Genomic DNA, 16878 nt, shown 5'->3' on the forward strand with positions numbered 1-16878 from the left:
ATTAAGCACCATCTTTAAGGGATAAGCCGATCCTAAAAACGAAAAATAGAAAAGGAATGAATATGTCTAACCCGTTACTTACCTTTACTGACTTACCGTTGTTTTCTCAAATTAAGCCTGAACACATTCAGCCAGCGGTAGAACAAGCCATTGCTGATTGTCGCGCGAAAGTGGAAGACGTATTAGCGTCTGATGCTGTTCCAAGTTGGGAGAGTATTATTATTCCTCTAGCAGAAACCGATGATCGCCTAAGTCGCATTTGGTCACCAGTGAGCCATTTGAACTCAGTACAAAATAGTGAAGAACTGCGTGAAGCGTATGAAGCGTGTTTACCTGCGTTATCTGAGTACGGCACGTGGGTTGGTCAACATAAAGGACTGTACGAAGCATATAAATCGATCAAAGAGAGTGAGACGTTTGCAACCCTATCTCAAGCTCAACAAAAAACCATTGTTGATGAGCTGCGTGATTTTGAATTATCAGGCATTGGTTTACCTGCTGATCAACAAAAGCGCTACGGTGAGATCAGTAAGCGTACTTCAGAATTAAGCTCAAATTTCAGCAATAATGTGCTTGATGCAACCATGGGTTGGTCAAAACACATTACTGATGAAGCTGAATTATCAGGTTTACCAGAATCAGCAATGGCAGCAGCAAAAGCCGCGGCAGAAGCAAAAGAGTTAGACGGTTGGTTACTAACACTAGAAATGCCCTCGTACATTCCGATCATGACTTATGCTGATAATAAACCACTGCGTCGTGAAATTTATGAAGCGTTCGTTACTCGCGCATCGGATCGTGGTCCAAATGCTGGTAAATGGGATAACACCGATTTAATTTCTGAAGAGTTGCAACTTCGTCATGAAGTATCACGTCTATTAGGTTTTGCTTCTTACAGTGAAAAGTCATTAGCAACCAAAATGGCGGAAAGCCCAACGCAAGTACTGGGTTTCTTAAATGACTTAGCAGCGAAAGCGAAACCACAAGGCGAGCGTGAAGTACAAGAGCTAAAAGCCTTTGTAAAAGAAGAGTTTGATATTGATGAGTTAGATCTGTGGGATGTGACTTATTACTCTGAAAAGCTAAAACAAAAGCTGTACCAAATCTCTGATGAAGAGCTACGCCCTTACTTCCCTGAATCAAAAGCAGTATCTGGCCTATTTGAGGTCTTAAACCGTCTATTTGGTATGACAGTGGTTGAACGTGAAGGCGTTGACGTATGGCATGAGTCAGTGCGTTTCTTTGATATCTTTGATTCTACCAATACCTTGCGTGGTAGTTTTTACTTAGATTTATACGCGCGTGAGCACAAACGTGGTGGCGCATGGATGGACGAGTGTCGTGTGCGTCGTATTACTGAAAATGGTGAACTGCAAACGCCAGTGGCGTACTTAACCTGTAACTTCAGTAAGCCTATTGGTGGTAAGCCAGCGCTGTTTACTCATGATGAAGTGGTTACTTTATTCCACGAATTTGGTCATGGTATTCACCACATGCTAACGCAAATTGATGTGGCGTCAGTGTCTGGTATCAATGGCGTGCCTTGGGATGCGGTTGAGCTACCAAGTCAGTTCCTAGAAAACTGGTGTTATGAAGAAGAAGCGTTGGCGTTTATTTCTGGTCACTATGAAACGGGTGAGCCACTGCCAAAAGAGATGCTAGATAAAATGCTTGCGGCGAAAAACTTTCAATCAGCGATGTTTATTTTACGTCAGCTAGAGTTCGGTATGTTCGATTTCACGCTGCACACAAATTACGATCCTGATTTAGGTGCAAAAGTATTAGAAACGCTGGCTGAAGTAAAAGCGAAAGTCGCAGTATTACCAAGTGTTGAGTGGAACCGTTTCTCTCACAGCTTTAGCCATATTTTTGCAGGTGGTTACGGTGCGGGTTATTACAGCTATCTATGGGCAGAAGTATTATCGGCAGATGCGTTCTCTCGTTTTGAAGAAGAAGGTATTTTTAATACGGAAACAGGTCAAAGTTTCTTAAATAATATTCTTGAAATGGGCGGCAGTGAAGAGCCAATGGAATTGTTTAAACGCTTCCGTGGCCGTGAGCCACAAGTGGATGCGATGCTGCGTCATGCGGGTATAGGGGCTTAAGGGATAAGACGCAGCAAGCTGCTTGAGGGCGGCTTCGCCTTGAGACGAGCAAAGCTCTGGAGAAGGACTTTACTCTCAAGGGCGAAGCCCGTCTTTAGAAAATTTATTTTCTTCTTAAGCCGCAGGCGTCTTAATTAAGCCCACTCAATCTCTTCATCTGCGTGCTTCTGGCACTCTTCTTTTACCATCTCGATAAACTCCATGCCCGTCTTAGAACATGTCCATTTCTCATCAGTATAAGCAAAATGGAAGCCGCCAGATTTTGATGCTAACCAGATCTCGTGCATTGGTTCTTGTTTGTTGATCACGACTTGGCTGCGGTTTTCAAACTCTAGTGTTAGAACGTTACCCGTGATTACTGGTTCAATATCTGCACCAGATTCATCAATCATATCTTCGATTAATTGCAGTTTTTCATCAACTAGTTCGTGAAATTCAGTGTTATTCATCTTATTTATCCTATTGCTTTTCTTGGCTGTGGTGCGATTATAGAGAGCATAACCAGATATTAACACTAATGGTAAAATCTTATGCAAAAAAGAGTGATAGCGTTAATGCTATTGAGTGCCTTAGCACTTGCCGGTTGCGGTCAAACTGGGGCGTTATATATGCCTGCGGATGATGCACCAAAAACAGAAGCAGCAGAATAATTTATTTGTAGCCAGTGTATTTTGTAATGACTGGCTAATGAACACTGAACTAGACAAGGAAGATAACATTGGATTATTTCAATTATAAGGATGATGGACAACTTTGGGCTGAAGAGTTACCTGTTGCACAGTTAGCAGAGCAATATGGCACGCCATTGTATGTGTATTCTCGTGCGACATTAGAGCGTCACTGGAATGCGTTTGATAGCTCTGTTGGTGAGCAACCACATCTTGTGTGTTATGCCGTTAAAGCAAACTCAAATATTGGTGTGTTGAATGCACTTGCCCGTCTAGGCTCTGGTTTTGATATTGTATCTCAAGGTGAACTTGAGCGCGTTGTTGCCGCGGGTGGCGATCCAACAAAAGTTGTATTTTCAGGGGTTGGAAAAACAGCCGTTGAAATGCGTCGAGCGTTAGAGCTTAATATTAAATGTTTTAACGTTGAATCTGAACCAGAGCTTGAGCGTCTAAATGCAGTGGCTGTTGAAATGGGTGTGATTGCGCCAATTTCATTACGAATCAATCCCGATGTTGATGCTAAAACGCACCCTTATATCTCGACAGGACTGCGTGATAATAAGTTCGGTATTGCGTTTGATCGTGCTCCTGAAGTGTATAAGTTTGCACAAACATTATCGAATTTAGATATTCAAGGCATTGATTGTCATATTGGCTCTCAGTTAACGGATATTACCCCGTTCATCGATGCCACTGATCGTCTTCTTGCCTTGATTGATGATTTAAAAGCACAGGGTGTGAATATTAGACACCTTGATGTTGGTGGTGGCTTAGGCGTTGTTTACCGTGATGAATTACCACCACAACCATCAGAGTATGCGACAGCGCTATTAAGTCGTTTAGCTGGTCGTGAAGATCTTGAACTGATTTTCGAACCAGGCCGTGCGATTGCAGCAAATGCAGGTATTTTAGTAACTAAAGTTGAATTCTTAAAGCACACAGAGCACAAAAACTTTGCCATTATTGATGCGGCAATGAACGATTTAATGCGTCCAGCGTTATATCAAGCATGGCAAGATATCGTGCCTGTTGCACCTCGTGAGGGGGACGCTCAAAGCTATGATTTAGTTGGCCCTATTTGTGAAACGGGTGACTTTTTAGGTAAAGATCGTGACTTAGTTCTCGAAGCTGATGACTTGCTTGCAGTTCGTTCATCTGGAGCCTATGGTTTTGTGATGTCATCAAACTATAATACACGTACTCGCGCCGCAGAAATTATGGTCGATGGGGACCAAGTTCATCTCGTTCGTAAGCGAGAAGAGTTAAGCTCTTTATGGGAGCTAGAATCCATCTTACCAAGTTAACTTAGATTAAAGAGCAAGGACCTGAAGGTTACTTGCTCTTTTGGTATTCAACCTAAAAATATAAAAAGAAGAACAACTATGCACTTTCATTTTTCTAAAATGCACGGGCTTGGCAATGACTTTATGGTGGTTGACTGCTTAACTCAAAATATTTTCTTTTCACCCGATTTAATTCGTCGCTTAGCGGATCGTAACCGCGGTATTGGTTTTGACCAGCTATTGGTGGTTGAAGCTCCCTATGATCCTGAAACTGATTTCCACTACCGTATTTTTAATGCCGATGGTACAGAAGTAGAGCAATGTGGTAATGGCGCTCGCTGTTTTGCACGTTTCGTGCGAATGAAAGGCTTAACCAATAAGATCAGCATTTCAGTGAGCACTAAAAAAGGCAAAATGACCTTAAAAGTGGAAGATGATGATCAAATAACGGTAAACATGGGTGAGCCAGTATTTGAACCAAATAAAATTCCATTTAAAGCAACTCAAGCTGAGAAAACCTATTTATTACGAGCAGACGATAAAACACTTTTCTGTGGTGCAGTAAGTATGGGTAACCCACACTGTGTCACGGTTGTGGATGATGTTGATAACTATGACGTTGATAAATACGGCCCCTTAGTTGAAGGTCATGATCGTTTTCCTGAGCGTGTGAATGCAGGCTTTATGGAAATCGTGTCACCTAATGAAGTGAAATTACGAGTTTATGAGCGCGGTGCCGGTGAAACTCAAGCGTGTGGCAGCGGTGCGTGTGGTGCTGTTGCTATTGGTATTATGCAAGAGTTATTAGGTGAAGACGTTAAAGTTTCTTTACCTGGTGGTGATTTACAGATTTCATGGAAAGGTCCGGGTTATCCGTTGTTTATGACAGGACCTGCAGCTCATGTTTATGATGGTCAATTATCAATATGAATGATGTCGCACCAATAGAGCAGCAACCAACTCAGATTACTGAAGACGTTGTTGCTCAATTTTTAATGGACCATCCGGATTTTTTTCAACAGCATCCAGAGCTGCTTGGGCGAATTAAAGTAGACACGCCTGAGCGAGGCGTGGTTTCTTTAGTTGAAGTACAAGTCAGTAAATTGCGTGATCGTATCGGTGACTTAGAAGAAGAAATAACTCAACTTATGTCACTTGCTGCGAAGAATGATCGATTATTTCACGATTTTTCGAATGTACAAAAACAATTACTCGCGTGTGAGGATTTTTCTCAAGCAGTAAAAATTATTGAGCAGAAAGCACTTTCTCTAGGTTTAACTGCACATATTAAAATTATTGATCATTCTCATCCTAAGTATCATGTCGATAAAACTGCACTCGATAATTTTATTAAAAAGTTTTTGAATGGACACTCTGCGTATTTGGGGCGCTTGCGTCAAGCAGAGCGTGATAACTTATTGGCCTATGGTGGGCTAAACCAATCAAGTGCTGAATTAGGTTCATTTGCGGTTCTTCCATTAGGTCAATCTCAACCGATTGGGGTTATGGTTTTTGCTAGTCGTGATGGTGGGCATTTCGAACCTAATATGGATACCTTATTTTTAGAACAGCTGGTTAGTGTTTTCCATTATTTATTAATGCAATGGTCGAAATCTTCTCATGAGTGATGTACTCCCTCTTCAGTATTCAAAACATCTTGATGCCTTTTATGAGTTTTTACGTAATGAGAAAGGCTTAAGTATTTATACTCAGCGTAGTTATAAACGCCAACTCACCACGATTGCTGAGCAGTTGGTTGAGTTAGGTGTTGAGTCGTGGCAAGACGTTGATGCGGGTTGGGTGCGTCAAATTACCAGTAAAGGCATGCGAGAAGGATTAAAGGCGAGTAGCTTATCTACTCGGTTATCTTCACTGCGCAGTTTTTTTGATTTTCTTGTATTACGTAACGTATTAGCGGCAAACCCAGCTAAAGGCGTTTCAGCGCCTCGTAAGTCACGTCCATTACCAAAAAATATCGATGTTGATGAAATGGGGCAGTTACTCGAAGTAAATGAAGATGACCCATTATCTATTCGTGATCGCGCCATGATGGAACTAATGTATGGTGCAGGCTTACGTTTGGCTGAATTGGTGGGCATTGATGTTCGTGATATTCAATTACGCCAAGGTGAATTACGCGTCATTGGTAAAGGCGATAAAGAACGTAAAGTTCCTTTTTCAGGTCAGGCGAAAGAGTGGTTAGGGCATTGGTTGCAAGTTCGAAATCAGCTTGCTAAACCGGAAGAAACTGGATTGTTTGTCTCTAAATTAGGGGTTCGTATTTCGCATCGAAATGTACAAAAACGAATGGCTGAATGGGGAATGAAACAAGGGGTTAATAGTCATATTAGTCCGCATAAATTACGTCACTCATTTGCAACTCACATGCTTGAATCGAGTGGTAATTTACGTGCCGTTCAAGAGTTACTTGGGCATGAAAATATTTCTACTACGCAAATTTATACCCATTTAGATTTTCAGCACCTTGCTCAAGCGTATGACCAAGCGCACCCAAGAGCGAAGAAAAAATAATCTGGGTAGTTACTTATTTAGATTGAGAGCAACATAAAAAAGCCAGGTGCGAATTATGACGTATCTGGCTTTTTTTAGGTTTGATAGTTTTCACTTTAAACTTTTATAACTACTTGTTTTAAAAGAGTAGTTAACTATTTGGCCTATGATGGACCAAGTGAGCTATAAGCTTACTTTAATAGTAGGTTTTCTAAGTAATGAGCAACCGCTTCGTCGGCAGACGAGCCAATAACTTCATTATTTGGCAGGGCTTTTTTTACTTTCTCATGCGATGTACCCATCACGATCCCTTTGCCTGCCATGCTCAACATTTCATAGTCATTCATGCCATCACCAAACGCGATGCAGTTATCTAACGTTTTACCAAGTAACTTAGCAACCGCTTCTAATGCTGCGCCCTTTGAGACTTCAGAGGCCATTACCTCTAAACACCAAGGGGTAGAGAAAGCTACCATTAATTCATCACCAAATTGTGCTTTTAGCTTAGTCTCATATTCTACTAAGTAGTCATGCTCTGGCATAGTTACAAAGATTTTTGCGATATTTTCAACTGGTGGTTTATTTGCATCAAATAAGGTGTAAGTGAATCCATTATCATGAAAATCTTTTAGGCTTTCGTCTTCTTTATGCATAAACCATTTATCGTCTGAGTACATATGAATAGATAAAGATTCATCGTCTTTTAATAGATTTAGTACTTGTGGAATAAAAGCTTCAGGAAGGTTTTTACTGTAAATAAGATTGTCGTTGACATCATGAACACGAGCGCCGTTAGAAGTTATCATGTAAGCCGGGATGCCGACATCTTTACGAATATTACCAACATCAATGTGGTGGCGACCAGTAGCAAAAATAAACGTTAGGTCTTGTTGGTGAAGTTTATTTAGCGTTTTTTTAGTGAAATCAGCAATTTTGTGTTCAGGAGTAAGCAGTGTGCCGTCAAGATCAGATGCAACAATAGTAATCATAAAGCCTCAGAGGAAAGGAAAAGAAAAGAATAGACTCGAAGTTAATTGAATTTAGTTTACGTGACTTTATAAAGAAAAAAGAGGGTAAAGATAACAATATTAGCCTTCCTCTTTTTTCTTTGGTGGGGTGTCACGCTTTAATTATTTTGTGTGCTGAGAAAAAAAGCTGAGGATCTCGCTCAACGCTTGATTTCGGCATGCATCTGATTCAAACAGAAGTTCGTGTTTTGCGTCTTTAATTGTAATTAGCTGACAATTGGCCGCTTTTTTTTGGAAGGAGATGTGCGCATTATTATCGACGATACGATCATTCTCCCCTTGTAATAATAAAGTTGGAATAACACAAGATGGCGCGTGTTTAATACAACGTTTTGCCCCTTTTAACCCTTGATTTACCCAGTGATTACTTGGACCACCGATTTGCAGCTCTGGTTTTAAGGCGTATAGCTCTCTAAACCATTGGTAGCGGATCTCACTTGTTGTCAGTGTATTATTTAAAAAAGGCTTCGCATGATAAGGTTCTTGCCCTAATGCGTAAGTAGGGTGTGAAGCCCAACGACTTAAATAATGACTGACTGTACCTGCTATTGGTTTTAACCAAGGTTCAATATGAATGCCATGCATTGGAGCGCTTAACGCTAATGCTGAATATGGGTGAGAATGAGTTTCTACGTATTGAGTGGCAATAGCGCCTCCCATGGAATGGCCCAACAAATAGCAATCTTGATAATGTTCAGGCGTGATCAAATGGTGAGTCATATTGTTGAGATCTAGTACATAATCATTAAAATCTTCGATATGACCAATATCACTGTTTTCTGTTAATCGATCAGATAAGCCTTGCCCACGATGATCAAATGAATAAATGTCATAACCTTGGCAAAAGAGGTCATAAAATAGCTCTTGGTATTTATAAACACTTTCAATGCGGCCATTAACGATCATAATGGCTTTCTGATTTGTGGGGCTAGTAAAGCTAACCCAATGAAGTTGTGTTTCTTTTTCACCTTGGTAAAAACCATGCTGACGCTTCTCCCAAAAAGGAGTGATGTGGTTTTTTATTGTTTCTAGGTAGTTTGTTTCTTGGGTGAAATCGTTTTTTTTCATTGGGCTCACTGCATGATTATGAATGCGGGTTCAATCTTATTATAATAACAATAGTGAAATGTGTATCATATTTTGGTAAGTTCTTGCACAGTTCTTAAGCAAGCGCATTTTTTTACTCATTTGATTAGACTACTATGTTTTTTTAGTAGGTCGGCATTAATTTAAATTACTCAAGATTCGAAGTAATTAGCCGATATAATTATTTATCATACCTATATATTTTCACAGGATACCGCTTTCAAGTTATGTATGCATACGTTGCCCGACAACCGATACTTAATCGAAAAAAACAGACGATAGGGTATGAGTTACTTTTTCGTGATGGTGAGACTAATGCGTTTCCAGATATGGAAGCGAATCAGGCTACGTGCCGATTATTAGTTGAAAACTTTATGTCGGCGGGCAGTAACCCTGCATTAGAATCTCCTCGTAGCTTTATAAATTTCCCTCAAGAGTCTTTGATTTCTCTTGTCCCTACAGCTTTCCCTAAACGTAAAATTGTCGTTGAAGTATTAGAAACTTGTATTCCTAATGATGAGCTTTTTAGTGCGATTAAACACCTTCATCGAATGGGGTATATTATTGCGTTAGATGACTTTAGTTTGGATGCGGAGTGGGACAGATTCTTACCTTATTCACACATCGTTAAATTAGACATTATGCAATTAGGTATTGATGTTGCTTGTGATTATGTGAAAAAGAACAAACAGCAAGGCTGTAAGCGTCATTATCTTGCTGAACGCGTAGAGACTTATGAAGAGTTTGAGAAAGCGTTTCAAGTAGGCTTTCATTTTTATCAAGGCTACTTCTTTAGTAAACCACAAATTATTAAAAATCGAGTTGTGAAGCCAGAAGAAGTATTAACGATGCAACTGTTTCAAGAAGTGTGTCGTGAAGAAGTAAACTTTGCTCGGATTGAACAGTTAATTGCTCAAGACGTGTCATTGTCGTATCAGCTTCTGAAATTTGTAAATACCGCTTCTGTACGACTTGAAAAACCAATCTCGTCATTTAAACAGGCATTAGTCTATTTAGGTGAAGAACAAATAAAAATGTTTGTGACCTTAGTAGCAACCGCGCACGCTGCAATTAATAAACCGAAAGAATTGTATAAACAATCGTTAGTGAAAGGTCGTTTTTGTGAATTAATGATTTGTCGCTGCCAAAATGGAACGCCAGGGCAGCAAGCATTTATTGTTGGTCTGTTTTCACTGCTTGATGCTTTGCTTGATCGGAAATTAGATGATGTGTTAGAACAACTTTCGTTAACGGATGAAATTGAACAAGCAATATTACTTCGTGCAGGTTTATTAGGATCAATGCTAAAGCTATACGAAAGCATTAAGTCTGGTGATTGGACTCAGCTTGATAAGACAAGTCGTTTGCTTGGTTTTTCTCCAAAGACGGTAGAAAAGACATACCAAGAGGCAGAAAATTGGTATCAAGCGATTCTTGTTAAATAAAGTCACTCTAACTTAATACAACGAAGCCCCATCAACCGTAATGTTTGATGGGGCTTTTGTTTTCTAATTTTTTAAAGATTACTGACAATAATTGATGATTTGAACTTCTTTAGAAAATAATTTCTGTACTAACTGATGACACTCTTGAGTGATAGAAGTAACGGTTTGAGCGTTTTCTGGATTGACTAAATCGTAATCACCTTCAATGTTGTAATTAAAACCGTCACCAATAATGGTTATGGGTGTGATTGAAATTCGCCCTCTGTTAGCCACTATTTTAATTGGCTCCACTTGTATTGGATAATGTATAGAAGAGACTTCCTTATTAATGTCATTGCCATTAGATGAAATATTAGGATGATCTTCGTCAGGGGTTAATCCTAGTTTAAATTGCCACAGTTCTTTCGCTGTTTTGGTGGTTGTCATCTCTCTTGGAATAATATTTAACTCACCATTAAAGCTGTAATTAAAACTGTCTCTATTAGCAGCAAGACCATTCGCATTTAAGTTAAATTCAGCAACGCCTTCTAGAGGTATAGTATTTGGGAAAAAAGTGGTTAGGTAACTGATTGGTAAGCCATCGCCATAAGCCTCTAATTGCCAGGGTTGGCTATCTTGAGTTAAATAAATACTGCCATTTAATCCAACAAGTCCTTCAGCTAAAGGGAAAAGTGCTCGCTCTATTGTCCATAATCCATTTTCAGCGTTCATTTCTATTAATAGTTGTTGAGTTAATAGGTAATTAAAGCTGGCGTTAGAGGCACTAAGAGATAATTTTCCATCCCATAATCCCCATTGATAATAGCGCAATAAATCGAGATCGTGACCTTCAGCATTAACTCCTGAAACTTGATAAGGGTGTTGATTATCAAGTTGAATCAGTTGAATGTTATTAATGTCCAGCTCCGCTATTTTAATTTGCTCAAGTTGTTTAATATATTTTTGAATAGTGGACACTTCTCTTTCGCTAAGTAACCATTTTATTTGACTTAACGTCAATGATTTTAAGTTAATTTCGGTAGGAGATATTTTACCTTCAAGTTGAACATTTCCATCAAAAATATCAAAAGAAAGTGTTGAGATATTGGCTTCTTTACCATTTAACATTAGGTTGAAAATAGGCTTTTCAATGATGCGCTCATTCCATACTAAGCTATCTGCATTAAAAGAAATATTCGCATTACTTTGTTGCCATAAATGGTAAGGCAGCAACACATTCTCCGCAGATAAACTTAAATTATTTACCGAGAATTGAGGGAGTTCAATATTAATATCTAACAGATCAATTCGTTCAAATTGATAGGTGAAGTTTTGCTTAGTAAGCCATTCCAATGGTTTACCGATAATGTCTGCATTGTCAGATTCTAAATTAAATTTTCGCAGAGTGAATTGAGGGATAACCCATAGTTTGTTGTCTTTCAGCTCAGCTTGAGCTGTGATAGTACTGTCACGCCAAGTGAGTGATATTCCATGTAATGCAGTGTAATTTTCACTGTAATAACCATCAATTAACACATCGTCAAGGGCTTCACCCTGCCAATATAGTTGTTGAGTTGAAAATTGGAAATCACCTTCAAATGGCACTGTTTTTTCTTGTTCAACAGACCAATTGGTGAGTTGGACTTGTGCGTCACGAATAACTAAGTCGTCATTGGCAAAGTCTAAATTAGAGATGCTTAACTGGGCAATAGAAATCCAATCGAGATGCTCTGTTTTTGGTAATCCATTTTGTAAACTTAAGCCATCAATTTTAATGCTATTAAATGCTAACTTACCTTGTTGGATAGGGTGCTGAGAAAGCCAAAAATCAACATGCTGTACGAACAATTCATTCTCAGTGCGGATAGTGACTTCTGACAGAGTAAGGTGAAGAGGATCTTGAATTGAGTAATTAAGCTCACCAAAAGAGATTTTTTGATCTGATAATTTTTCAACTAATGGGTTTAATAATGGTTGCGCATAAGGAGTATGCAAAAGGGATAAGAATGCGACCACAAGTAGTAGGAAGAAAGTAATAAACCAACCAAGGCTTTTCAGCGTGGTATACATTGTTAACTCCAGAAAGAAATAAGAATAGAAAGAGTGGATTAAAAGTGAGATTCAATCAAGTTATTGTAATGTTTTACTTAAAGGTAATCACTGTTTTGAAAGCAAGATAGGGATCAAATAGAATAAAAAAAGCCCTTCGTTATCGAAGGGCTTGAATTTATCGAGGTATTAACTTGGGTTAGTCAAGTTGAGGGCCTGCTTTCACAAGCGCCTTACCTTCATCGTTATCTGTGTATTGAGCAAAGTTTTTGATGAATCGTTGTGCAAGATCTTCAGCTTTACTGTCCCACTGTAGAGGGTCAGTGTAAGTATCACGAGGGTCTAGAATCGAAGTATCAACACCTGGTAATGAGGTTGGGACTTCAAAGTTAAACACTGGGATATTTTTCGTCTTAGCGTGGTCAATTGATCCATCTAAGATTGCATCAATGATGGCACGAGTATCTTGAATAGAGATACGTTTACCCGTACCGTTCCAACCTGTATTGACGATATACGCTTCTGCGCCAACCGCTTCCATACGCTTAACTAATACTTCTGCATATTGTGTTGGGTGTAGCGTTAAGAACGCTGCGCCAAATGCTGCAGAGAATGTTGGTGTTGGTTCAGTAATACCACGTTCTGTACCCGCTAATTTAGCAGTAAAGCCCGACAAGAAGTGGTATTTAGTTTGTTCTGGCGTCAATTTCGCAACAGGCGGTAAAACACCAAATGCATCAGCCGTTAAGAAAATAACTTTATTTGCATGGCCTGCTTTTGACACTGGCTTAACAATATTATCAATGTGATAAATTGGGTAAGAAACACGCGTGTTTTCTGTTTTTGAACCATCATCAAAATCAATCGTGCCATCGCTACGAACGGTTACATTTTCTAGTAGTGCATCGCGGCGGATTGCATTGTAGATATCTGGTTCAGCTTCTTTAGATAGGCGAATTGTTTTTGCGTAACAGCCACCTTCAAAGTTGAAGATACCGTCATCATCCCAACCGTGCTCATCATCACCAATCAGTTGGCGTTTAGGGTCGGTTGAAAGCGTTGTTTTACCTGTGCCTGATAAACCGAAGAATACCGCGACATCGCCTTCTTCACCCACATTGGCAGAACAATGCATAGAGGCAATGCCTTTCAGTGGAAGAAGGTAGTTCATCATTGCGAACATGCCTTTTTTCATTTCACCGCCGTACCAAGTACCACCGATAATTTGAACACGTTCTGTTAGATTGAAGGCAACAAAGTTTTCAGAGTTTAGGCCTTGTGCTTCGTAATTAGGGTTTGTGACTTTCGCGCCGTTCATTACCACAAAATCAGGTTCAAACGTTGCTAGCTCTTCTTCTGTTGGACGAATGAACATGTTTTTTACGAAGTGTGCTTGCCATGCAACTTCAGTAATAACTCGGACACTTAAGCGAGTATCAGGGTTTGCACCACAGTAACCGTCAATAACAAATAGACGCTTACCAGAGAGTTGCTCTGTTACTAGGGCTTTTAGATCATCCCAGACTGCAGGTGTGATAGCTTTATTGTCGTTTTTACCTTGATCAGACCACCATAATGTATCTTTAGTTGTCTCATCTTTTACGATGTATTTATCTTTTGGTGAACGGCCAGTAAAAATACCAGTATCTACCGCAACCGAGCCAAGCTCAGTCATTACACCGCGCTCATAACCTTCTAGGTCTGGACGGGTCTCTTCTTCAAACAATTGGTCATAGCTTGGGTTACGAAGAACGTCAGTAACGCCAGTTAGGCCATGTTGAGTAAGATCAAGTTGTGCAGCCTTTTTGTGTTCCATAACAGTCATAGGTGCTCCTTAAAGGAATTTTGTAGGGATTTTAATATTTTGTAATTATTTATTGTCTGCTAAACATGCTATCAATGCGGTAAATTGAAAACAGGGAGATAAATCATAAATTAACCACAAAGTAGTAGTGGTTATTTAATCAGCATCACAAAATAGCAATTGCCCTATTCTACTCTTAAAGAAATCGATTGCGCTAGATGTAATTGATTATTATTTAAGCAAAATTAAGTGTGGATAAGTGGAATTAAAAACGTGGTTTATATCAAATTTAGTTATAAAAAAAGCCAACCTAATGGCTGGCTTTTGTAACATTTCTACAACTTATTCTATGCAGTAAATTAATGAACGGTGTCATTACCTTTTGTTGCTTCTTCGAATATGTTGGCAACATCAATGCTATCAAAATCGTAGCTTGTGCCACAGTAGTCACAATGAAGAGATACTTTGCCTTCTGTTTTTACAATATCATCAACTTCAGCACGTTCAATTGTTACGATTGCACCTGCACTGCGCTCACGAGAACAGCCACAGAAAAACTCAACAGTTTGAGGTTCAAAAAGTTGTACTTTATCTTGATTATATAAACGGTATAGAACATCTTCAGCTTCTAGGCCAAATAGCTCTTCGTTTTTAATGGTATCTGTCAATTGCTCTAAATGTTCAAAGTCATCAGCAGAACCTGTGCCGTCAGGCATGACTTGAAGAAGCATACCTGCTGCATGAGGTTTACCTTCAAATTCACCAAGGCGTAACCATAGACGAGTTTTTAATTGTTCTGAACGCTCAAAATAGCCTTCAAAACAAGCTGCTAAATCTTTGCCATCAAGAGCAACAACACCTTGGTAACGCTCACCATCTTTTGGAGAGATCGTGATAACCAAGTAACCTTTACCCATTAATTGGTGCAAGGTAGCATCGTCAGCAATATCACCCTCAAAGCGAGCTACGCCACGAACTTTTTGATCGTTATCGCCATTGATAACAGCCAGTGATACAGGACCATCACCTTGAAGTTGAAGAGTAATAGATCCTTCAAATTTTAATGTCGCAGTTAATAGCGTCGTTGCAACTAATAGCTCACCCAATAAATTCTGAACTGCTTTTGGGTATTCCTTGCTAGAAATAATTTGTTGGTAAGCATCATCTAGTTGAACCAATTCACCACGAACTGATAAATCTTCAAATAGGTAGCGATGCAGTGTGTTATTTGCCATGAAATACTCCAGCAATTGTATTAGAGGGGTTGTCGTTACTTATAGTATAGCGAAGACAACCGGTATAAATAAGGGATGAAACAGAAAGACAAGTCTATTGCTGTTTAAACTTCATAATATCACGTCGCTGCTTCTTATCAGGACGTTTATCTGGGTGCGGGCTACCAAGTGAATTGAGCTTGCGTAATTTCGCGTTTTCTTCACGGTGCTCAATACTATTTTGTGTTTCTTTGTAAAGAGTTTGTGCAACAGGAGCGCCACGGCGTTGATCGGATAGGATCTCAATGATCACGACGATTTCTTCGTTATTGCCTTGGCGAAGTTTTACCTCAGCGCCTACTTCAACTAATTTACTTGGTTTTGCACGTTGTCCATTATAATGAACTTTCCCGCCATCAACCATATTACGAGCAATAGAACGAGTCTTGTAAAAACGAGCCGCCCAGAGCCATTTGTCGAGCCTGATACCATCGCTAGTATTGGATTTTGAACTCATTATGGGTACCTAATGTCTTATCTCTGCTTATTAAGATGGTGTTAGTAAAATTTTTTTCAATCTTTTGAGGTGAATTAATCAAAATTGATAAGCAACTAGAGTCATTAATGAGAAATAATGCTCTAATACAAGGTCATCTGCTTAAATTACGTGATATGGCTGCGAGGAATTTAAGAAATCGGCATCATTTGCGGAAATTATGCCGGGTTATTTTATAATTCATAAATACATCAGATATTTAATTGCTCTGTGAGACAGAAAAGGAAGATCAGTACCTACATGATAGCTAATATGAAAATCGAAAAAGTTTCTCAATATTGGTCAACATATCAATCTGCAATTTCAAAAGGCTTAACGGTTATGTTAGTGGCTTGCTTTGCGTGGATCTGTGGTTCTCTTTTTTGGTCGATATTAGCCCCACAGACATCGGTTTCTCAATGGACACCGAAAGCGGTCGCTATTAACGGGTCACCAAAGAAAAGCAATGATGATTCTTTGTCTGGTTTATTAAACGGCCAAGTTTTTGGGCAGTTTAATCCTGAAAAAACAGTAGAGCAGCCAAAGGTTGTTGAAGTAAAAGACGCACCTAAAACCAAACTGAACTTGACTTTATCTGGTGTGGTAGCCAGCTCTAATTCAAAATTGAGTTTAGCTGTTATCGCGAATCGAGGTAAACAAAACACGTACGGTATTGATGAAATGATTGATGGAACAAGAGCAACAGTAAAAGCGATTAGTGCCGATCGTATTATTATTTCAAATAATGGACGTGATGAAACATTGATGCTTGAGGGTGTTGAGTACACCAAAATTTCGGTAGAACAAAATCGTACTGGTAGTTCTGGTACGGTATTAGGGAATAATCGTCAGAATTCAGATCAAGATGAATTAGATACAATTCGTCAAGAGATGGCGAAAAACCCTCAATCAATCTTGAAATATATTCGCCTTTCTCAAGTGAGTAATAATGGGAAAATTGAAGGTTACCGAGTTAATCCAGGTAAAGATAGAAAATTATTTGATTCGGTGGGTCTGAAGCCGGGTGATATCGCAACAAGTTTAAACGGGATTGATTTAACCGATCCTGCTGCAATGAGTGCATTGTGGAAAAATATGTCAGAAATGACAGAGCTTAATTTAACCGTTCAACGTGACGGACAACTACATGACATCTTTATCGGTTTATAAC

General features: G+C 39.3%; 15 protein-coding genes. 8 read left to right on the forward strand and 7 right to left on the reverse strand.

Annotated elements, in window-relative coordinates; all coding sequences use genetic code 11:
• Positions 1-62: 62 nt before the first annotated feature.
• Positions 63-2105 carry an oligopeptidase A gene (gene prlC / locus BTO22_RS19540; RefSeq protein ID WP_105056927.1) on the forward strand — a complete coding sequence of 681 codons (2043 nt, stop codon included), beginning with the start codon at positions 63-65 and terminating at the stop codon, positions 2103-2105.
• A gap of 134 nt (positions 2106-2239) precedes the next feature.
• On the opposite strand, the gene cyaY is transcribed toward prlC, so the two are convergent.
• On the reverse strand, positions 2240-2554 hold the full coding sequence (gene cyaY, locus BTO22_RS19545; protein WP_105056928.1) for an iron donor protein CyaY: 315 nt from the start codon (positions 2552-2554) through the stop codon (positions 2240-2242).
• Positions 2555-2635: 81 nt separating this feature from the next.
• On the opposite strand from cyaY, the gene lptM reads away from it, so the two are divergent.
• The 5 genes from lptM (at position 2636) to xerC (ending at position 6588) form a co-directional block, all read left to right on the forward strand.
• Positions 2636-2755 carry an LPS translocon maturation chaperone LptM gene (lptM, locus tag BTO22_RS19550; RefSeq protein ID WP_105056929.1) on the forward strand — a complete coding sequence of 40 codons (120 nt, stop codon included), beginning with the start codon at positions 2636-2638 and terminating at the stop codon, positions 2753-2755.
• A 68-nt stretch (positions 2756-2823) separates the two neighbouring features.
• On the forward strand, positions 2824-4077 hold the full coding sequence (gene lysA / locus BTO22_RS19555; RefSeq protein ID WP_105056930.1) for a diaminopimelate decarboxylase: 1254 nt from the start codon (positions 2824-2826) through the stop codon (positions 4075-4077).
• Between the two features lie 78 nt (positions 4078-4155).
• Positions 4156-4986, forward strand: a complete 831-nt coding sequence (gene dapF, locus BTO22_RS19560; RefSeq protein WP_105056931.1) for a diaminopimelate epimerase — start codon at positions 4156-4158, stop codon at positions 4984-4986.
• Entirely contained in the window at positions 4983-5684 is a 702-nt protein-coding gene (locus BTO22_RS19565; protein WP_105056932.1) for a DUF484 family protein, read from the forward strand. Before dapF ends, BTO22_RS19565 begins: the two co-directional genes overlap by 4 nt.
• Positions 5677-6588, forward strand: coding sequence for a tyrosine recombinase XerC (gene xerC / locus BTO22_RS19570; RefSeq protein WP_060994020.1), 912 nt, complete (start codon positions 5677-5679; stop codon positions 6586-6588). Before BTO22_RS19565 ends, xerC begins: the two co-directional genes overlap by 8 nt.
• A 170-nt stretch (positions 6589-6758) precedes the next feature.
• On the opposite strand, the gene BTO22_RS19575 is transcribed toward xerC, so the two are convergent.
• Together BTO22_RS19575 and BTO22_RS19580 are read right to left on the reverse strand one after the other, a co-directional pair.
• A complete protein-coding gene (locus tag BTO22_RS19575) occupies positions 6759-7556 on the reverse strand; it encodes a Cof-type HAD-IIB family hydrolase (protein ID WP_105056933.1) in 798 nt (265 codons plus the stop codon).
• Positions 7557-7697: 141 nt separating this feature from the next.
• Positions 7698-8663, reverse strand: coding sequence for an alpha/beta fold hydrolase (locus tag BTO22_RS19580; RefSeq protein WP_105056934.1), 966 nt, complete (start codon positions 8661-8663; stop codon positions 7698-7700).
• Between the two features lie 245 nt (positions 8664-8908).
• Here BTO22_RS19580 and BTO22_RS19585 point away from each other — a divergent pair, with 245 nt between their 5' ends.
• Positions 8909-10126, forward strand: coding sequence for an EAL and HDOD domain-containing protein (locus BTO22_RS19585; RefSeq protein WP_105056935.1), 1218 nt, complete (start codon positions 8909-8911; stop codon positions 10124-10126).
• 78 nt (positions 10127-10204) lie between these two features.
• Here the strand turns inward: BTO22_RS19585 and BTO22_RS19590 are convergent, their stop codons facing one another.
• From BTO22_RS19590 to hslR, 4 genes are all read right to left on the reverse strand, one after another.
• Positions 10205-12175 carry an AsmA family protein gene (locus BTO22_RS19590; RefSeq protein ID WP_105056936.1) on the reverse strand — a complete coding sequence of 657 codons (1971 nt, stop codon included), beginning with the start codon at positions 12173-12175 and terminating at the stop codon, positions 10205-10207.
• A 178-nt stretch (positions 12176-12353) separates the two neighbouring features.
• The gene (gene pckA, locus BTO22_RS19595) at positions 12354-13979 is read right to left on the reverse strand and encodes a phosphoenolpyruvate carboxykinase (ATP) (RefSeq protein WP_105056937.1); all 1626 of its coding nucleotides are present in this window, start codon (positions 13977-13979) and stop codon (positions 12354-12356) included.
• A gap of 338 nt (positions 13980-14317) precedes the next feature.
• A complete protein-coding gene (hslO, locus tag BTO22_RS19600; RefSeq protein ID WP_105056938.1) occupies positions 14318-15193 on the reverse strand; it encodes an Hsp33 family molecular chaperone HslO in 876 nt (291 codons plus the stop codon).
• 94 nt (positions 15194-15287) lie between these two features.
• Positions 15288-15689 carry a ribosome-associated heat shock protein Hsp15 gene (gene hslR / locus BTO22_RS19605; RefSeq protein WP_105056939.1) on the reverse strand — a complete coding sequence of 134 codons (402 nt, stop codon included), beginning with the start codon at positions 15687-15689 and terminating at the stop codon, positions 15288-15290.
• Positions 15690-15968: 279 nt separating this feature from the next.
• On the opposite strand from hslR, the gene gspC reads away from it, so the two are divergent.
• Positions 15969-16877 carry a type II secretion system protein GspC gene (gene gspC / locus BTO22_RS19610; RefSeq protein ID WP_105056940.1) on the forward strand — a complete coding sequence of 303 codons (909 nt, stop codon included), beginning with the start codon at positions 15969-15971 and terminating at the stop codon, positions 16875-16877.
• The last annotated feature ends 1 nt before the right edge of the window (position 16878 follow it).

Source organism: Aliivibrio sifiae, assembly GCF_002954705.1.
Lineage (GTDB): Bacteria > Pseudomonadota > Gammaproteobacteria > Enterobacterales > Vibrionaceae > Aliivibrio > Aliivibrio sifiae_A.